This window comes from Orenia marismortui DSM 5156 (assembly GCF_000379025.1).
Taxonomy (GTDB): Bacteria; Bacillota; Halanaerobiia; order Halobacteroidales; family Halobacteroidaceae; genus Orenia; species Orenia marismortui.
The window spans coordinates 13207-29416 of the sequence record NZ_KB900619.1 but is presented as its reverse complement, the minus strand read 5'-3'; the positions used below and the strand labels follow the sequence as shown (position 1 = coordinate 29416).

At 29.5% G+C, this 16210-nt stretch carries 11 protein-coding genes; 7 read left to right on the top strand and 4 right to left on the bottom strand.

Going from position 1 to position 16210, the window contains the following annotated elements; all coding sequences use genetic code 11:
• The first annotated feature begins 6 nt into the window (after positions 1–6).
• The 3 genes from OREMA_RS0108455 (at position 7) to OREMA_RS0108445 (ending at position 4190) form a co-directional block, all read left to right on the top strand.
• On the top strand, positions 7–825 hold the full coding sequence (locus tag OREMA_RS0108455) for a transketolase (protein WP_018248837.1): 819 nt from the start codon (positions 7–9) through the stop codon (positions 823–825).
• A 124-nt stretch (positions 826–949) separates the two neighbouring features.
• Positions 950–1867 carry a transketolase family protein gene (locus OREMA_RS0108450; protein WP_051076775.1) on the top strand — a complete coding sequence of 306 codons (918 nt, stop codon included), beginning with the start codon at positions 950–952 and terminating at the stop codon, positions 1865–1867.
• Positions 1868–1976: 109 nt separating this feature from the next.
• Positions 1977–4190 (top strand): BglG family transcription antiterminator, encoded by a 2214-nt coding sequence (locus OREMA_RS0108445; protein WP_018248835.1) that lies wholly within the window; start codon positions 1977–1979, stop codon positions 4188–4190.
• A gap of 392 nt (positions 4191–4582) precedes the next feature.
• Here the strand turns inward: OREMA_RS0108445 and OREMA_RS0108440 are convergent, their stop codons facing one another.
• The 4 genes from OREMA_RS0108440 to OREMA_RS0108425 are packed head-to-tail and all read right to left on the bottom strand — an operon-like array spanning position 4583 to position 8602.
• The gene (locus OREMA_RS0108440; protein ID WP_018248834.1) at positions 4583–5665 is read right to left on the bottom strand and encodes a GerAB/ArcD/ProY family transporter; all 1083 of its coding nucleotides are present in this window, start codon (positions 5663–5665) and stop codon (positions 4583–4585) included.
• A 48-nt stretch (positions 5666–5713) separates the two neighbouring features.
• Positions 5714–5920: a hypothetical protein gene (locus tag OREMA_RS0108435; protein ID WP_018248833.1), complete on the bottom strand. Its 207-nt coding sequence runs from the start codon at positions 5918–5920 to the stop codon at positions 5714–5716.
• A gap of 2 nt (positions 5921–5922) precedes the next feature.
• A complete protein-coding gene (locus tag OREMA_RS0108430; protein ID WP_018248832.1) occupies positions 5923–7074 on the bottom strand; it encodes a Ger(x)C family spore germination protein in 1152 nt (383 codons plus the stop codon).
• Complete coding sequence (locus tag OREMA_RS0108425) at positions 7067–8602, bottom strand: spore germination protein (RefSeq protein WP_018248831.1); 1536 nt, start codon at positions 8600–8602, stop codon at positions 7067–7069. Before OREMA_RS0108425 ends, OREMA_RS0108430 begins: the two co-directional genes overlap by 8 nt.
• A gap of 810 nt (positions 8603–9412) precedes the next feature.
• Here OREMA_RS0108425 and OREMA_RS0108415 point away from each other — a divergent pair.
• From OREMA_RS0108415 to OREMA_RS18340, 4 genes are all read left to right on the top strand, one after another.
• Positions 9413–11305 (top strand): methyl-accepting chemotaxis protein, encoded by a 1893-nt coding sequence (locus OREMA_RS0108415; protein WP_018248829.1) that lies wholly within the window; start codon positions 9413–9415, stop codon positions 11303–11305.
• Between the two features lie 214 nt (positions 11306–11519).
• Entirely contained in the window at positions 11520–13451 is a 1932-nt protein-coding gene (locus OREMA_RS18345) for a methyl-accepting chemotaxis protein (RefSeq protein ID WP_018248828.1), read from the top strand.
• 180 nt (positions 13452–13631) lie between these two features.
• A complete protein-coding gene (locus OREMA_RS18835) occupies positions 13632–13772 on the top strand; it encodes a hypothetical protein (protein WP_018248827.1) in 141 nt (46 codons plus the stop codon).
• A gap of 657 nt (positions 13773–14429) precedes the next feature.
• Positions 14430–15629, top strand: a complete 1200-nt coding sequence (locus OREMA_RS18340; protein WP_018248826.1) for a TrmH family RNA methyltransferase — start codon at positions 14430–14432, stop codon at positions 15627–15629.
• Positions 15630–16210: the final 581 nt, after the last annotated feature.

The following is a 16210-nucleotide window of genomic DNA, read 5'->3' as shown; positions in this document are numbered from 1 at the left end:
AGATTAATGAGTGATCAAAAAATAAAAAAATTAGAGGAGTTTGCTCATCAAATTAGAGTAGAGACTTTGCAGGAGTTAAAGGAGTTAGGTTTTGGTCATATTGGTGGGAGTATGTCAATTATAGAAACCTTAGCTGTATTATATGGTGAGATAATGCAAATTGATCCTAAAAATCCAAGTTGGGAAGATAGAGATTACTTTGTATTATCCAAAGGCCATGCTGGACCAGCTTTATATTCTACTTTGGCTTTAAAAGGATACTTTCCATTAGAAATGTTAAAGACTCTTAATCAAAATGCTACTAAATTACCAAGTCATCCTGATCGCTTATTAACTATTGGAGTTGATGCTACTACTGGTTCTTTAGGACAGGGGATCTCTGTAGCTGTTGGTATTGCTTTAGGTAATAAACTAAAATCTCTAAATAACTATACCTATTGTATAGTAGGAGATGGAGAATTAAATGAAGGGCAATGTTGGGAGGCTATTATGTTTGCAGCCCATCAAAAATTGGATAATTTCATCTTATTTATTGATGAGAATAAAAAACAGCTTGATGGAAGAACAGATGATATATGCCAGACCTTTGATTTTGTCAATAAGCTTGAAAGTTTTGGATTTCTAGCTAAAAGAGTTAAGGGTGATTCAATTAAGGAAATTTATGAAAAGATTAACTGGGCAAAATCACAGGATAAACCTGTTGCTATTGTTTTAGATACGGTTAAAGGACAAGGGATTTCTTACTTTGAAAAGATGGAATCAAATCATCATGTGCGCTTTAATGATGAAGATATTAAGGCAATTGATAGTTTCATAGATCAATAAGAGATTAATTTAAAATCCTCAATAATTTTTATTGAGGATTTTAAATTAAATTATTCATTATTAATCCTAAGGAGGTAAGACCTTGTTTAAATTAGCTAAAGATAACCTAAAAGAAGATCTAGAGATGCGCCAAGTATATAGTCAGACCTTATGTGAAATGGCTGAGAAAGATGAAGATCTTATTGCTTTAGAGGCTGATTTAATGGGAGCGATTAAGACTAATGATTTTCAAGATAAGTTTCCTAAACAGATGATCAATTGTGGTATTATGGAAGCAAATATGATGGGAGTAGCGGCAGGATTATCAATGACAGGGAAGATACCTTTTGTACACACCTTTGCATCTTTTGCTACTAGACGAGCTTATGATCAAGTATTTTTATCTGGTGCCTACTCTGATAATAACATTAAAATAATTGCTTCTGACTCGGGGATAACTGCTCAGCATAATGGTGGAACTCATATGCCTTTTGAAGATTTAGGAATTATGAGAGCTATTCCTAAGGTGAAAGTTATAGAAGTTAGTGATTCTACTATGTTGAAGTCAGTATTAAAAACTGTTAAAGATGAAAAAGGGATTCATTATATTAGGACTATTAGAAAGAATGCCAATAAAATTTATCGAAACAACTCAGAATTTACTATTGGAAAGGCGAATGTATTAGTTGATGCTAAAGATGCTACTATTATTGCCAGTGGTATTATGGTTTATGAAGCTTTAAAGGCAGCTAAAGCTTTAAAAGAAGAAGGTATTGAAGTGGCAGTAATTGATATGTTTACGATTAAGCCAATTGATAAAGAGTTGATCATTGAGTATGCTCAAAAGACAGGGGCAATTTTGACTGCAGAAAATCATAATATTATCAATGGTTTAGGCTCTGCAGTAGCAGAGGTATTAGCAGAGAACTATCCAGTTAAGTTAAAGAGAATTGGTGTGCAAGATAGATTTGGGCAGGTAGGTAAGCTGGATTATTTACAGAAAGTGTATGGTCTTAGTTATTTAGACATTATTAAAGGAATTAAGGAGTTATTAGCTAAATAGATTATACAGAATCTAATCTTTATCAAGGATCTTAAATGATAATAGCCTTGTAGTTTTTGACTACAGGGTTATTATCCTTTTGCATGATAAGAAAGAAGGGGGTAAGAAGTTGAGTCTGAAGCCACGAACATGCCAAATATTGAACTATTTAATTGATCAACAAGCTCCAGTTGCTATTAAAGATTTAGCAGATGAATTTGAGGTTAGTCCTAGAACTATTAGATATGATCTAGATGATATTAAAGATAGTCTTTCTTCTTATGAACTTAGCTTAGTCAGAAAAACACGGGTAGGAGTTTATCTGCAAGGAGAAGAAGCAGAGCTAAATAAAGTTAGAAGAGAATTAATCGATATTCACAGCTTTGAACGAATTTTGTCTCCCCAAGAAAGGCAGCGCTTAATTCTATTTAGATTATTTCAAGCCAATGAAGCAATCATTATTAAAGAGTTAGAATTAATGCTACAGATAAGTAAATCAACTATTATAAAAGATCTAAATGAAGTTGAAAAGTGGTTGACTAAGCATAATTTAGAGTTGATTCGTAAAACTAATTATGGCTTAGAGATCTGTGGAGCGGAAATAGATTTCAGACATGCAATGACAAATATTCTAGAAGAAACAGCAGATGAAACTGAATTAATTGATTTTTTACGCCAGATTCAAAATAAAGCATTAAAAACAAGAAATCTAAATCCAGGCTTTTTTACTGAATTTGATAAACTTATTTCTGGTATTGATTTAAATAAGGTTGAAAGTGTAATTTCTTTTGCAGAAAAACAATTAGGATTTCAATTTGCTGATGGTGCTTATGCAGGTTTGTTAGTTCATTTATCATTAGCAATAAGTAGATTATTAGAAGGAAAGGATATTCATTTACCTGCTGAACGATTAAAGTTACTTAAGAAGAGTAACGAATATAATATAGCAGAAAAGATAGGAAGTATTGTAGAACAGCTATTTGAGATAAAGGTTCCAGATTCAGAAATTGGGTATATAAGTTTACACTTAATGGGTGCTAAGTTATGGCAGAAAGTAGAAGGAGATAACTATAGCAATTTTAATGAGAATGATTTAGATCCAGAGTTAATCGTTTTAACTAGGGAAATGGTTAAGATAGCTGAGGACTATTTGGGATTAGAATTAATTGATGATGCTCAGTTAATAATTGGTTTAGCTTTACATTTAAAACCCACAATTAATCGGATTAAATATGACTTACCACTAAAAAACCCATTACTATTAGATATTAAAAATCGCTATAAAAAGATCTACAAAGCTGCTGAAAAAGCAGCTAAAATATTACAAAGTGAGCTACAAAAAGATATTACAGCTGATGAAATTGGTTATATTGCACTCCATTTTGGGGCTGCTTTTGAAAGGAAAAAGTATACAGGTGCTAATAAATCTCTTAGAGTAGTCCTAGTATGTTCTAGTGGAATGGGAACAAGTAATTTATTGGCTTCAAGACTGAGAAAAGAATTTTCTGAGATTAAAATTTCTAATATTCTTTCTGTACTTCAACTAGAGAGTGGAGAAGTTGATTTTGCTAATATTGATTTAATTATTACAACCATTCCAATAGATATTGAAGGATGTGAAGTACTAGAGGTTAATCCACTACTAAGTCAAAAGGATAAGGAAAAGATCAGAAAAATTATCAATAATCAAAAAGAAGTTCTTAAAGATAACTATGACTTTAAAGACGCGGAGAATTATTCTTTTAATATTCAAGAATTAATCGAAGTTATAGAAGAAGAAGCAATTATTGGAGATAAGAATGCTTTAAAAGAATCCTTAGAAGATTTCTTTGAATATAAAGGAATTAATGTCTATGATGATTTAAAGACTAACCAAGATACTAAAGAGAATATTGATGAAGATTTATTAAAATTATTAACAATAGATAAGATATCAATAATAGAAGAAGTAGATGATTGGAAGAAAGGAATTTCTTTAATAGGAGAAGTTTTATTGAACAAGGGTTATATAAAAGAGAGTTATATTAAGAAGACAATTAAAATAATTGAAGATAAGGGAGCTTATGTAGTGATTGCCCCTCATATTAGTTTAGTACATGCTAGGCCAGAAGATGGAGTCATAGCTAAAAGCATAGGACTGGCTGTTATCAAAGAAGGAGTCAAATTTGGTCATGATTATGATCCAGTACATCTAATCTTTATCTTAGCACCTGAAGATGAGACATCACATTTACCTGCTTTATCAGGATTATTGAAATTACTTAATAGAAATAACTTTGTAGAAGAAATTTTAGCAGTAAATACCAAAAAGGCTGTTATAAAGAAGATTAAAGAATTATTATAATTAATAATTTTGAGCAGGAATATATATTATTTTTTAATTTTAGATATTATACAGATTTTAAAGTTTAAAGAAAAAATTAATGGGTATAAAGAGATAGTAACGAGTGACTAGTAATAGGTGACAAGTTAAGTTATTTACTGCTTACTTTTCACTTCTAACTAGTTACCGAAGTTCCGTAATCCCTATCTATAAGTTTATCTTCAAATATTCAAGTACTCCAAAGGGGATGTTTTTTTATCCCCAAATTCATTAGACATAGATCACAATATAATAATTTATTCTTAATCTTGATTGATGAAAACTTAAGTTAGAGTAGATAAGTTAAGAGAGATCAAATTACTTTTATTAGTTGTAGTTTAGGTTTTAAAGAGAGCTAAATATAATTATTTAAATCAAGGCTTAGAAGCTACTTTGATCTCTATTCCAATCCAAATTATAAGTGGTAAAATCACTTGAAAGAAAAAAGCATAATAAGGCCCAATCATAATGTTCCATTCTATAAAGCTCATGATACTATCTGCTAATAGATAATTTAAGTTTAATACTCCTAAGGCTACAGGGGTAACTAGAAATCTATAATCATCATAATTGAATAACTTAGCAATCCCCTTGCAAGTAGCTAACAAGTTAATAACGAATTTTACAAATCCGCTTAATAAAAAGACAATAGAGACTGTGATCTCTAATCGTTGTAGAAAATTTCCAATATCTAATCTAGCTACTGCCAAATAAGTAGGAAAATAAACTCTAGCAGTTCTAACTACTCCTAAGACTAAGACATCAGTTAAGGAGCTAATTAACAAAATTCCTGCACCTATCAATAGCCCCATAAAATAAACTTTACGATAAGATTTCTGCTTCTGTAAGTTAGAAAAGATCATCATAAAGATCATGATTTGGGCAAAGGGCAAAGAGAAGATAGCAAAAGCTCCCTTTAAAATTGGAGTAATTCCTTGGTATAACTGAGGTCTTATATTATTAAGATTCATTTGGGGTATTAATAGGATTGCTATAATTAATATCAATCCAATACAAAAGGGTAAGAAGAATTCAGCCCAGCGTCCAATAACTTCGATTCCTTCTTTGACTATCCAAATAGCTAAAATAGTAATAAATAGCCCAGGAACTATCATTGGTGTTTCAGGGGCTGCAACATTAATATAAAATTCTCCAAAATCTCTGAGAATTAATGAGCTCAAATGAAAGCTAAACCAGATATATAAGAGTGTGATTATAGAAGCAAAGACTTTGCCAAAACAACTATTTAGAATATCAAATAAGTCTTTTCTAGGAAAGAGTGAGGTAATTCTAATATAAACTAAAGCCATCACTATAGCTGCTAAAAGTGCTAATAAGAATGAATAAATAATGTCTTCTTTTGCCTCTATTCCTGTTACTATAATTGATGAAATTCCTATTATGAACATTATTACCAAAGATATACCTTGTTTATCAGAAATTATTTCTTTTTGCATAGTTAATCACCTCTTATGTATATCTATTTAAGCAGTTTAATAATTCTATTAGATTATTAATTTAACTATGTTTTCTATTATTTTTGCAGGATCAATAAGCTTAATTTCTAATCCCAATAATATACTAAAAGCTAAAGAGCTAGAAAATAAAAGAGAGTATAAAATTAACTCTCTTTTATTCGTTTCTTTCATTAAAGCTGGTATCTCTAGCAAAGCTATAATAATATAGGCTATTATAATTAAAATTCTATTCATAGTTACTCACCTAATAAAATTGGTTTAGAAGTTAAGGCACTACTTCTAATATTTACTTCAACTCTAGTTTCATAGTTAAGGCTTGAAAATCTTGTCTCCCATTCTTTTTCGATCTCTTTCCATTTTTGAGGTATTTCCATTCTAATTTTTTCACCAAAACCAAAAATATCACTTTGATAATTCTTTTCTACCTTATTAATCAAGGTGTTGACTTGATATTTAATTAATTTTTCTGCAGCTTCTTTTAGTTTTTTTCTACCTTCTTTACTAATTACATCGATATTTTTAGTTATTTCTGCTACTCCTACATTAGTTTCTATATTAATTTGCATTATGATTTCTCCTTTACGAATTACTGGTTTTATATTTGTTTGATTGTCAAAGATCTCTAAGGTGACCTTAGCGTTACTATTAGCTATATCTTTAATTACAATGATGCCACCTGATAATTGATTCTTAAGAAATAATAAGCTTCTACTTTCTATCTCATCAAGTTTACCTACCATCTTATCATCTTTAAAGACTGCCATCCCAATTACTTTTGGTATTTTTTCTTCTTTTTGAACTGCTAACTTAACTAGGGGAATGACAGGGCTGATTCCTTTTTGAATTAAAGCATCTTGAAATTCCCATAGCTCTACTGCTTCAAATTTGCCGACACTTCCTTGGGCCTGCATCATTTTAGCTAAATGGATGGAACTAGTAGTATGAAGCTTAATCTTACTATAAAAAAGATCTTTAGCACTATTCTCATTTGCTATTAATAAGTACATATCTGCTCTGACTTCAGAATCACGATAAAAAAAGTCTAAAGCAGAGATTAATCCATCTTTAGCCAGCTCTTCACTGAAAATAGCCACAGTAGCATGGCTCCAATATAATCTCTTAGCATTTTTCATAATCAAATCTCGTATTGCTTCAAAGATAGTATCTCCCTTGAGTGAGATAACTTCAGATTCTAGTTTTATTTCAGTCCCTCCTTTAGGAACTATATTTTCTACTGAAACAATATATTTATTATCTTCTTTATCCAAGTCTACTGCTACTCCTGAGACAATTGATAGATTATTAACCTCCTTATAATTCCAACAACCGCTTAGAAGTAAAGTTAATATTAATATTGAAGAGAAATTAATTATCTTATCTTTATTCATCCTGGTCACTTCTTTCTCTTAATAGATCTTCATTACTTAGTAGTTTAGGGCGATAATTCATATACCACCAAGGTGCTCTAAGAGCAGTATCTTTGACATCTTGGCTGTGATAAGAGTTTAGATTTAGCATATAAGGAATTCCAAAGCTACGTATAGACATCAAGTGGATAAATAATCCCATCACCCCAAAAAGATAGCCATATAATCCCAATACTGAAGCTAAGAGTAAAAATAATATTCTAACCATGATTAAAGATCCAGCCATCTTATAGTTCAAAAAAGAGGCTATTGCAGTAACTGCAATGATGATTACTATTGGTGCACTAGCAAATCTAGCATTAACAGCAGCTTGACCTAAGACTAAAGCCCCTACAATACTAATAGCCCCTCCCACAGGTTCTGGTAATCTTACTCCTGCTTCTCTTAAAATTTCAAATAATACCATCATGATCAAGGCTTCAACTATTGTAGGAAAGGGGACACCTTCTCTAGCAGCTGTGATGCTTAATAGTAAAGGGGTTGGAATCATCTCTTGGTGAAAGGTAGCAAAGGCTAGATAGATAGCAGGTGTACTGATAGTTAAGAAGAAGCCTAAATATCTCAGCCATCTATTAAAGCTACCAAAAAAGAAATTCTGATAATAATCTTCATTAACTTGAAAATGTTCTAGAAATAAAAAAGGTAAGGTTAAGACAATTGGTGTTCCATCTACTATAATTATAATCCTGCCCTCTAATAATTTAGCTACTGCAACATCTGGTCTTTCAGTATATCCAATCGTTCTAAAAGGGGAAAATGGAGAATCTTTAATCAGTTCATCGATATAATTAGAGTCTAAGATTCCATCTATCTTTATTTCATCAATTCTTTTAATACATTCTTTCAGTATCTTTTTATTAACTAGGTCATCGATATAGGCTATGCAAATATTAGTTTTAGTTCTTAATCCCAGTTCTTTAAATTTGAATTTTAAATCTGGAGTTTTAAGTTTTCTTCTAAGTAAAGAAATATTAATAATTGCTGATTCATTAAAACCTTCCCGTGGCCCTTTAACTACTTTTTCTGTTACTGGCTCCTCAATAGCTCTAATTTTCCATTCTTTAGTCTCTATTAATAAAGCTTCTTTAATACCATCAACCAATAATAAAGTATCTCCATATAAGATCGATCCTACAAGTTTATCAATATCAGATATTCTTTCTATCTTACTAGAAGGAATGATCTGAGTTATTAAAGTTTTTAATTCTTCAGTAGAACTTATTTTATTTTTTGCTTTATTCTCCATTAGAGGCTTTAAAATATCTCTATTAATTAAATTTTGATTACTTACAGAACTTGCAAAGATTAAACAGTATTTAAGATTATCATCACTTTCAAAACTGCGATAATTAATACTTTCATCATTATTGAAAATGTCTTCAAATAGGTCGATATTATCTTCTATATTTTCTTTTAAGAGTGGCTTATGACGTGGGAGACTAGTTTCTTTATTATTGCTAGTTAAGAATCTTTTTAATAATTTGAACATCATAGCACCTCCTTTTATAAGATAATTAAGTTAAGCTTTCATTAGTGTATTATTAACATAAATTAAATCTTAATTCATAGTTTAAGCTTTGAAATTCAAACTAGCTATTGCTAATACTTGGCAATATATTTGCATTACAATAAGTTGGCATAATTATTATTATATCTAAAAGTGTTGCTTATTAATATAGGATAAGTTAAAAGAAATAAATAGATTAAAAGACAAGATGAAAATTAAAGCCGAAGCAAATGATTTATTAGATGATGAAATGGAAGGAATAGATAAGAGTTTGATAAATTTATTTCAGATTATATGAGCGAAAACATTATTTTCTATTAATTAATAGTATTAATTCAACAGAGCTACAAAATAATTAGATTTTCAATTTGAAACTGAATTTAGAATCTAATTATATAAATCAAATAATATTTTTGATTTGAAATTAGAGTTAATATCAGAAGAATTAGTAGGAGATTGGCTGCTCGAATTCAGAATATTTCAAATTTATATTAACAGTAGATTTTCCAACTAATTTTTGTTAATATTAAATATGTTGTGTTTTATTTTGTAATTTAGTTAAAAAAGATATTAATTAATAAAATTTGCTAAAAAATCATAATATTTTAGAAAATTATAGTTTGGGAAATTATATTAATTAGAGGTAAATTAAGCTTCAATAGTCATTAAAATATTTTTTTGAAGCTAGCTAATTATAAACAATATTTCCCATGAAAACAAAGAAGGTTGTTAGAGTTTTATCTAGAATAATGACTAATAAAGCAATTAATAGAAGTAGAGGAGGAAATTATAATGAACTTCAATAACAAAGATAAAAAAAGAAAGGACATTCTTCTTAAAAATAGTTTAACAACTAAGGTTAATGGAATAATAATTTTATTTTTAATTTTTGCTATGTTTATCTTAGGGGTAATAATTAATAAATCTGTTGATAAAGAGGTAACTCAATTAACAAAGACTAGAAACTTAGAAGTAGCAAAAGGATTAAAAAGTGAATTTAATGAATATTTAATTGGGATAGAGCACATTGTGCGCTTAGTTAATAGTGAAACAGAGTTAGAAAGTAATAATTTGGATTTGATGAAAGAAAGGTTTGAAGAGATCAAAAAGGAGTACTCAGATTTTGCTTTTATTTATTTAGGAACTAATAAAGGAGATATGATTGCTTATCCTGATGCTGATTTTAGTAATTATGACCCTAGAACAAGACCTTGGTATAAAAAAGCTACATCAGAGGATAAGCTGATTTGGACTGATATTTATTTAGATGCTAATACTAAGAAACCTGTAATTACTGTAGCTATTCCCCATTATGATAAAGCAGGGAACTTTATTGGAGTATTAGGAATTGATGTAAGCTTAGAAAAATTAAGTAACAAAATAGATGAAAAGAAGATAGGTAACACAGGTTATGCATATATGGTAGCTAAAAGTGGAAAGATGCTGGCTCACCCTAAATATAAATTAGTAGAAGAGGGGTATGACCTCAATCGAGATTTCAAGATCAAACCGTTATGGGAGCAAGGTATAGGTTCCTTAGAGTATGAAGATATTGATACTAAAGAAGAAAAGCTAGCTTCTTATGTTAAGCTTGATAGGATAAATGCGATTATTTTTGGTCAGCAAACGTTTAAAGAAGTTTATGCTGCTAGAGGAGCATTAACAAATAAAATTATTATATTTAGTGTTGCTGTTATAGTGATATTAAGCTTTATAATTTATCTAGTTATTAATAGGTTATTGTTATTACCAATTAAAGATCTAATTGAAAGAATGAAGAAAGTAGCCAATGGTAATTTAACAGAAAACATTGATATTGATAGAAAAGATGAGATTGGTCTATTAGAGCTAAACTTTAATCAGATGAAGGATAATTTAAAGAATTTGATAGTTGGTTTAGTAGATTCAATAGAGAATTTATCAGCTTATAGTGAAGAACTATCTGCTAGTGCAGAAGAGGGTAATGCTACGATAGAGACAACTAATGAATTGATTGAAAAGATGTCTGCTAGTATTCAACAGATTTCTGCTAGTGCTCAAGAAGTAACTAGTTTTGCTGAAGAAGCTAATGCTCAAACCAATGTAGGTAGAGAGAATATTGAGAATACAGTCAATAGTATTAATGAGATTAATGATGCAGTAGAAAAGACAGTAAAGGTAATGCATGAATTAGATAATACTTCAGAAGAGATAGGACAGATTGTAGAATTAATTACTAATATTGCAGAGCAAACGAATCTATTAGCTTTAAATGCAGCTATAGAGGCTGCTAGAGCTGGTGAACATGGTCAGGGCTTTGCCGTAGTAGCCGATGAAATTAGAGAATTAGCTGAAGAGACATCTAAGGCAACTGATGATATAAGTAGCTTAGTCAAGGGAACTCAGCAACAGACAAAGGGTGGTATAGATTCAATTACAAAGGTAGAGGCTAAAGCTAAAGAAGGAAAGAATATAGCCAAAGAAACTGATGCTGTTTTTGAAGAAATAGAGGAGTCTAGTCAACAGACTTCAGCACATATTCAACAGACGGCAGCTTCTACTCAAAGTTTAGCTCAAAATAGTAATGATATAATGGATGCTGCTAATGAGATTAGTAATATGTCCCATGAAGTGACTAATTCTTCTCAAGAATTAGCAATAATGGCTCAAAAACTTCAGAGTATTATTTCAGAATTTGAAGTTTAAAAGTTTTATTTATTTAAAATTTAAATTAAGTTTGTCAAAAAGCACTCAGACTAGTCTGAGTGCTTTTTTTATTTTTTATTATAATTTTCACCTATATAAATTAAAAAAATTATTTTTTAAGCAGGAAAATTGATAATGATATGCAATTCTAATAAGAAGGTCTTAATATATAATATTAAACTATTGTAATTAAAGAGAAAAGGAGATATAAAATATGATGAAAAAGTTGAAAGATTCAAGTATATCCGTCAAACTTGCTAGTAGTTTTATAGTTTTAATTATTTTAAGTTCTTTAATGGTTTTGGTAGGTTATTCAAGTTTAAGACTAGTTTCTCATAAGGTTGATATTGGTGATGGAGCTAACGAGATATTAAAATTAATGCTGAAGATTAGAATAGATGAGGTTAAATTTATGAGGACTGGTAATAAACAGAAAGGAACAGAGATTAATAATTCATTGGCTAAACTTGAAAAGAAGATATTACAAATTCAAAATCAGATGGAGATAGAAGTTGAGAAAGCAGAAATGGAAAGAGTAAATCAATTAGTTGCTAGTTTCAAAGGTGCCTTTAATAACTATGCTAATACAACTTATAGGCAGCAAGAATATAGAAAGATATTTTTAAATAAAGAATCAGCTATAGTTCAACCATTATATCAATTATTTAAATTGCAGGATCAAGAATTAGATTCTGCAATTGAAGAAAATGAGGATATAGAGATTATAGAAGCTAAAGAGGAAAGTATCAATATAATTCAAGACTTAATTAAATATATCAATGAAATTGGCAAGCAGGAAAGAAATTTAGTAATAAACTTTGCTAATGATGATAGACAAGATGAGTATATTAATCAGGCTTTAAATTATTTTGATAAAGCTGAAGAAGAACTAAATAGATTAAGAAGAGTCTTTAAAGAAAGCTCAGATATTGAAAGAGCAGAGCAGTTATTAGTATCCTTAAAGGTTGGAAGAGATTCTTTTAATGATATTGTAACAAGTGAAAAGATAAAGGATGAACAAAAAGAAATTATGGTTAACTTAGGTGATCAGGTATCAACTAAACTCAATAATTTGGCTCTAAGGAAGAATAATGAGATAGAAGAGTCAGTTAGTTCAGGAGTTAAACAGTTACTATTGATTCTTCTACTAGGAGTAGCTTTTGGAATTACATTTGCAGTTATAGTTACTCGAATAATTACTAAACCAGTGCTTAGAGTTGTTAAATTCTTAAAAGAGATGGCTCAAAGTGGTGGGGATCTAACTAGAAGAATTGAGGTTAATTCTAAAGATGAAATTGGAAAGTTGGGTTATTGGTTTAATGCCTTTATGGATGAGCTATATAATATTATTCTTCAATTAAAAAATAATGCAGAAGATCTATCAGCACATAGCCAAGAATTATCAGCAGCAGCAGAAGAGGGGAGTGCTAGTATTGATTCAACTGATCAATTAATTGAAGGTATGTCCTCAAGCATCCAACAGATTTCTAGTGGTACTCAAGAGGTTACAGGGTTGGCTGAAGAAAGTAGCTCTCAAACTCAATTAGGTAGTCAAAAGATTGAAGATACTGTTAATAGTATCAAAGATGTTAATAATTCTGTAGCAAAGACTGTTAAGATTATTAATAACCTTGAATTAAATTCTGAAAAGATAGGTCGAATTATTGAGTTAATTACTAATATAGCTGATCAGACTAATTTATTAGCTTTAAATGCTGCTATTGAAGCGGCTAGAGCAGGAGAACATGGTCAAGGATTTGCAGTGGTTGCTGAGGAAATTAGAACTTTAGCAGAAGAAACTGCTAAGGCTACAGAAGAGATATCTGCTTTAGTTAATCAGACCCAAGAACAAGCAGAAAATGGTTTAAGGGCAATTGAAGAAGTAGAAGATAAAGCCAGCTTAGGTCAAAAAATGGCCGATAAGAGTGGTGAGTTATTTAGAATAATAGAAGATTTTACTGAAAAGACTTCAGCACAAATTGAGCAAACAGCTCTAGCTACCCAAAAGTTAGCAGATGATACTGATATTATTATGAGTTCATCTAGGGATGTCAAGGGGATGTCTGATGAAGTGGCTAATTCATCCCAACAATTAGCAGTTATGGCCGAAGAAATACAAACTTTAGTGGAGAAGTTTAAGGTTTAAAGATAGAGATTATGGAATTCTTATATATAAAGAGAGATTTTGCAGGAAAGTAACTAATGGTAAATTGGGATTATATTCTTATATGGTATTTTTGATGTTTAGCGAAATATTCATGCTATTATAAGAAATATTTTCTTAATAGAGATATATTTATCTGATAGAAATAGGAAATATATTATATTGAGGGTTTATATCTGTCAGTTAATGGGCTATTATGAAATAACTAACTTAATTACTTATAATAGTGTTAAACTTCTTGGAATAGTAGCAGGAAAAATTATACTATCTGATGAAAATGAATATGATATCATTAGAAGATAGTTTACTATTAGGTATTCTCTACATCAGGGAAAGGTGATCTCATAAACAAAAGCTCAAGAAATATCTATTAATTTACACAAGAAAGAAGAAGTTAACTCTTCATAAAATCTTAAATTTCTTACTAAAAACATCTAGACCTAGGTCTAGATGTTTTTAGTTTAGATAGAATATAAGAAACTATGGCAAGCCAATAGTTATAAAGAATGATAAAAGTTAAATGTTTCTTCGTTTTTATATCAATAGCTTTTGGAAATAAAAAGATAAAGGTTAGTTTGTAATTTGTAGTTTAGTATTTATAAATTTAATTTATACTATAGTACTATAATATCTGTCTTGATAAGAAGTGATAATTTTGAGTTTTATGGATATTTTTGGAGGTAAATAAACTTTTATATAGAAAATAAAAGGAATAAAGTATTTAATTATAATAGTATCAATAGTATTAAGATTAGATTTTTTAGAAGAGAAGAAAAATTTCTGATTAATAATTTTAATCTTTTCAAAAAGGTCTAATTAAATTAGGATGGCTATTACTGTTAAAAATATATCAACGATAGCTAATTGTAGAGCTTAATTAAGATATTACACTCTTGAAATATTTTACATAAATTAAGCTTAAGCTAATCATCTTAATAAAAATTTATGGAGGCAAAAATAATGATAAACAAGATTGATAAATTAAAAAACCCGTTAGTCCAAGAAGCAAGAGAATTATCAAGTAGTAAGAAAAGAATTCTTAAAAATAAAATACAATTGCGCAGTTTGGAGCAGTTGATATGGGCTAAATATGCTGGACTTAAGATAAAGAGTATCTTTATCAGTGAAGATCAAAATGTAGATGATTATAGTGGTTTCTCATCTCCTATTTATCAAACTTCCAATGGGATTTTAAAGAAGATTACTGAAACAAATTATTTAATTCCTTGTGTTGGAGTGGCTGAAGCTACCCCTAATAATGATGATTTTGATGACTTTGTTCTATTATTAGATGATGTTAAAGACCATGGGAATATAGGAACTATAATTAGAACTGGCAAGGCATATGGAATTAATGATTTTATTACAACTAATGATGATTTTGATCCTTATATACCTAAAACTATTGATGCTTCTCGTGGAACTGCTTTTAAAGTAAACTTCAAGCGATATAAAACTCCACAAACAGCAGTTGCTTTTTTGAAAGAAAAAGGATATCAAATAGTTGCTACAAGCCCTTATGGAAAATCATTACAATCTACAGTTGAGTTGGATAAAAAGCCGATAGCTTTAGTAATTGGCAATGAGAGTGCGGGGGTTTGTAATGAAGTTTTAGAAGCCGCTGACCATATTGTTCAAATACCAATGCATACAGGAGTTGAATCTCTTAATGTAGGAGTGGCTACTGGAATTAGTATTTATGAATTAAGATTAAAGGAGGTTTTAACAATGTTAGCAGAAAAGATTATATCTAGTTTAGGAAGAGAAGTTAGTGTGACTTCAAAGCTGATTAGAAGAGCTTTTGATATTAAATTAAAGGAGATAAGTGAGTTTAGTGGGGATCAGATCATATTTTTAATGGTATTAAAAAGAAAGTCGCAGATGAATGAAGAGCAGATTGAGGAGCAGTTTGGATATTTTGGAGATAGGATGGAAAAGTTCATTAGTCCTTTATATGAAAATAAATTAATCAAAAAAGAGTATGAAGAGATTGAAATTACTAAGGCTGGAGAAGATTTATTGGCAAAATTATGGCCTATCCATGAGAAAACTGAAAATATATTATTAGAAGGTTTAACAGGAGAAGAGAGAAAAAATCTAAAAAGTTATTTGGAAAAGATTCAACAAAACTGCATAAAAATAATGAAGTATGAAGCTTAAGAGTATCTTGAAAAAAGAAATAGATATATTTTATTTAAGGTTTTATATTTAGAAAGAAGTTTTAATATGATGATGATTATAAAATAAATGCGTAATTTTTTTAAGTCTGATAATTGGACTAGATGAAATTAGTTAGCAATAGATTAAGAGAAAGGCATTAAACTAACAAGTCAAAAATATTTTCTAAAAAATAGTGAATTAATTGATTTTCCTTCTTGTGAAGATATTAGAATTAGTGATAAAGCTATAAAAGATATTCTAGTAACAAGAATGAGTAGAAGAAATTATAATAATTAAGATCTAATTAAAGAAGAGTTATCTTATTTACTGTTGATGGATAAGATGAACGTACAGTATATTCAGTTTAAGTAGAGAAAATAGATTAACTTGAAATAAATTTTATAGATATATAGGATTTTAACGACATCAACTTCGTTAAAATCCTATATACAGTGATATAAATGACATTGGTGTCGTTTAAATTAAGTTATATGAAATGCTCCGCATAGAAAAGTTAAAACCCGGGAAAGATATGTTGAATCATCACAAACAACAAACCTCCCGGGAGTGATAAAAGATGT

Coding starts and splice junctions, on each gene's coding strand:
- OREMA_RS18340 (WP_018248826.1), top strand. CDS start 14,430: ATGATAAACAAGATTGATAAATTAAAAAACCCGTTAGTCCAAGAAGCA.
- OREMA_RS0108450 (WP_051076775.1), top strand. CDS start 950: ATGCGCCAAGTATATAGTCAGACCTTATGTGAAATGGCTGAGAAAGAT.
- OREMA_RS18345 (WP_018248828.1), top strand. CDS start 11,520: ATGATGAAAAAGTTGAAAGATTCAAGTATATCCGTCAAACTTGCTAGT.
- OREMA_RS0108425 (WP_018248831.1), bottom strand. CDS start 8,602: ATGTTCAAATTATTAAAAAGATTCTTAACTAGCAATAATAAAGAAACT.
- OREMA_RS0108435 (WP_018248833.1), bottom strand. CDS start 5,920: ATGAATAGAATTTTAATTATAATAGCCTATATTATTATAGCTTTGCTA.
- OREMA_RS0108440 (WP_018248834.1), bottom strand. CDS start 5,665: ATGCAAAAAGAAATAATTTCTGATAAACAAGGTATATCTTTGGTAATA.
- OREMA_RS0108430 (WP_018248832.1), bottom strand. CDS start 7,074: ATGAATAAAGATAAGATAATTAATTTCTCTTCAATATTAATATTAACT.
- OREMA_RS0108455 (WP_018248837.1), top strand. CDS start 7: ATGAGTGATCAAAAAATAAAAAAATTAGAGGAGTTTGCTCATCAAATT.
- OREMA_RS0108415 (WP_018248829.1), top strand. CDS start 9,413: ATGAACTTCAATAACAAAGATAAAAAAAGAAAGGACATTCTTCTTAAA.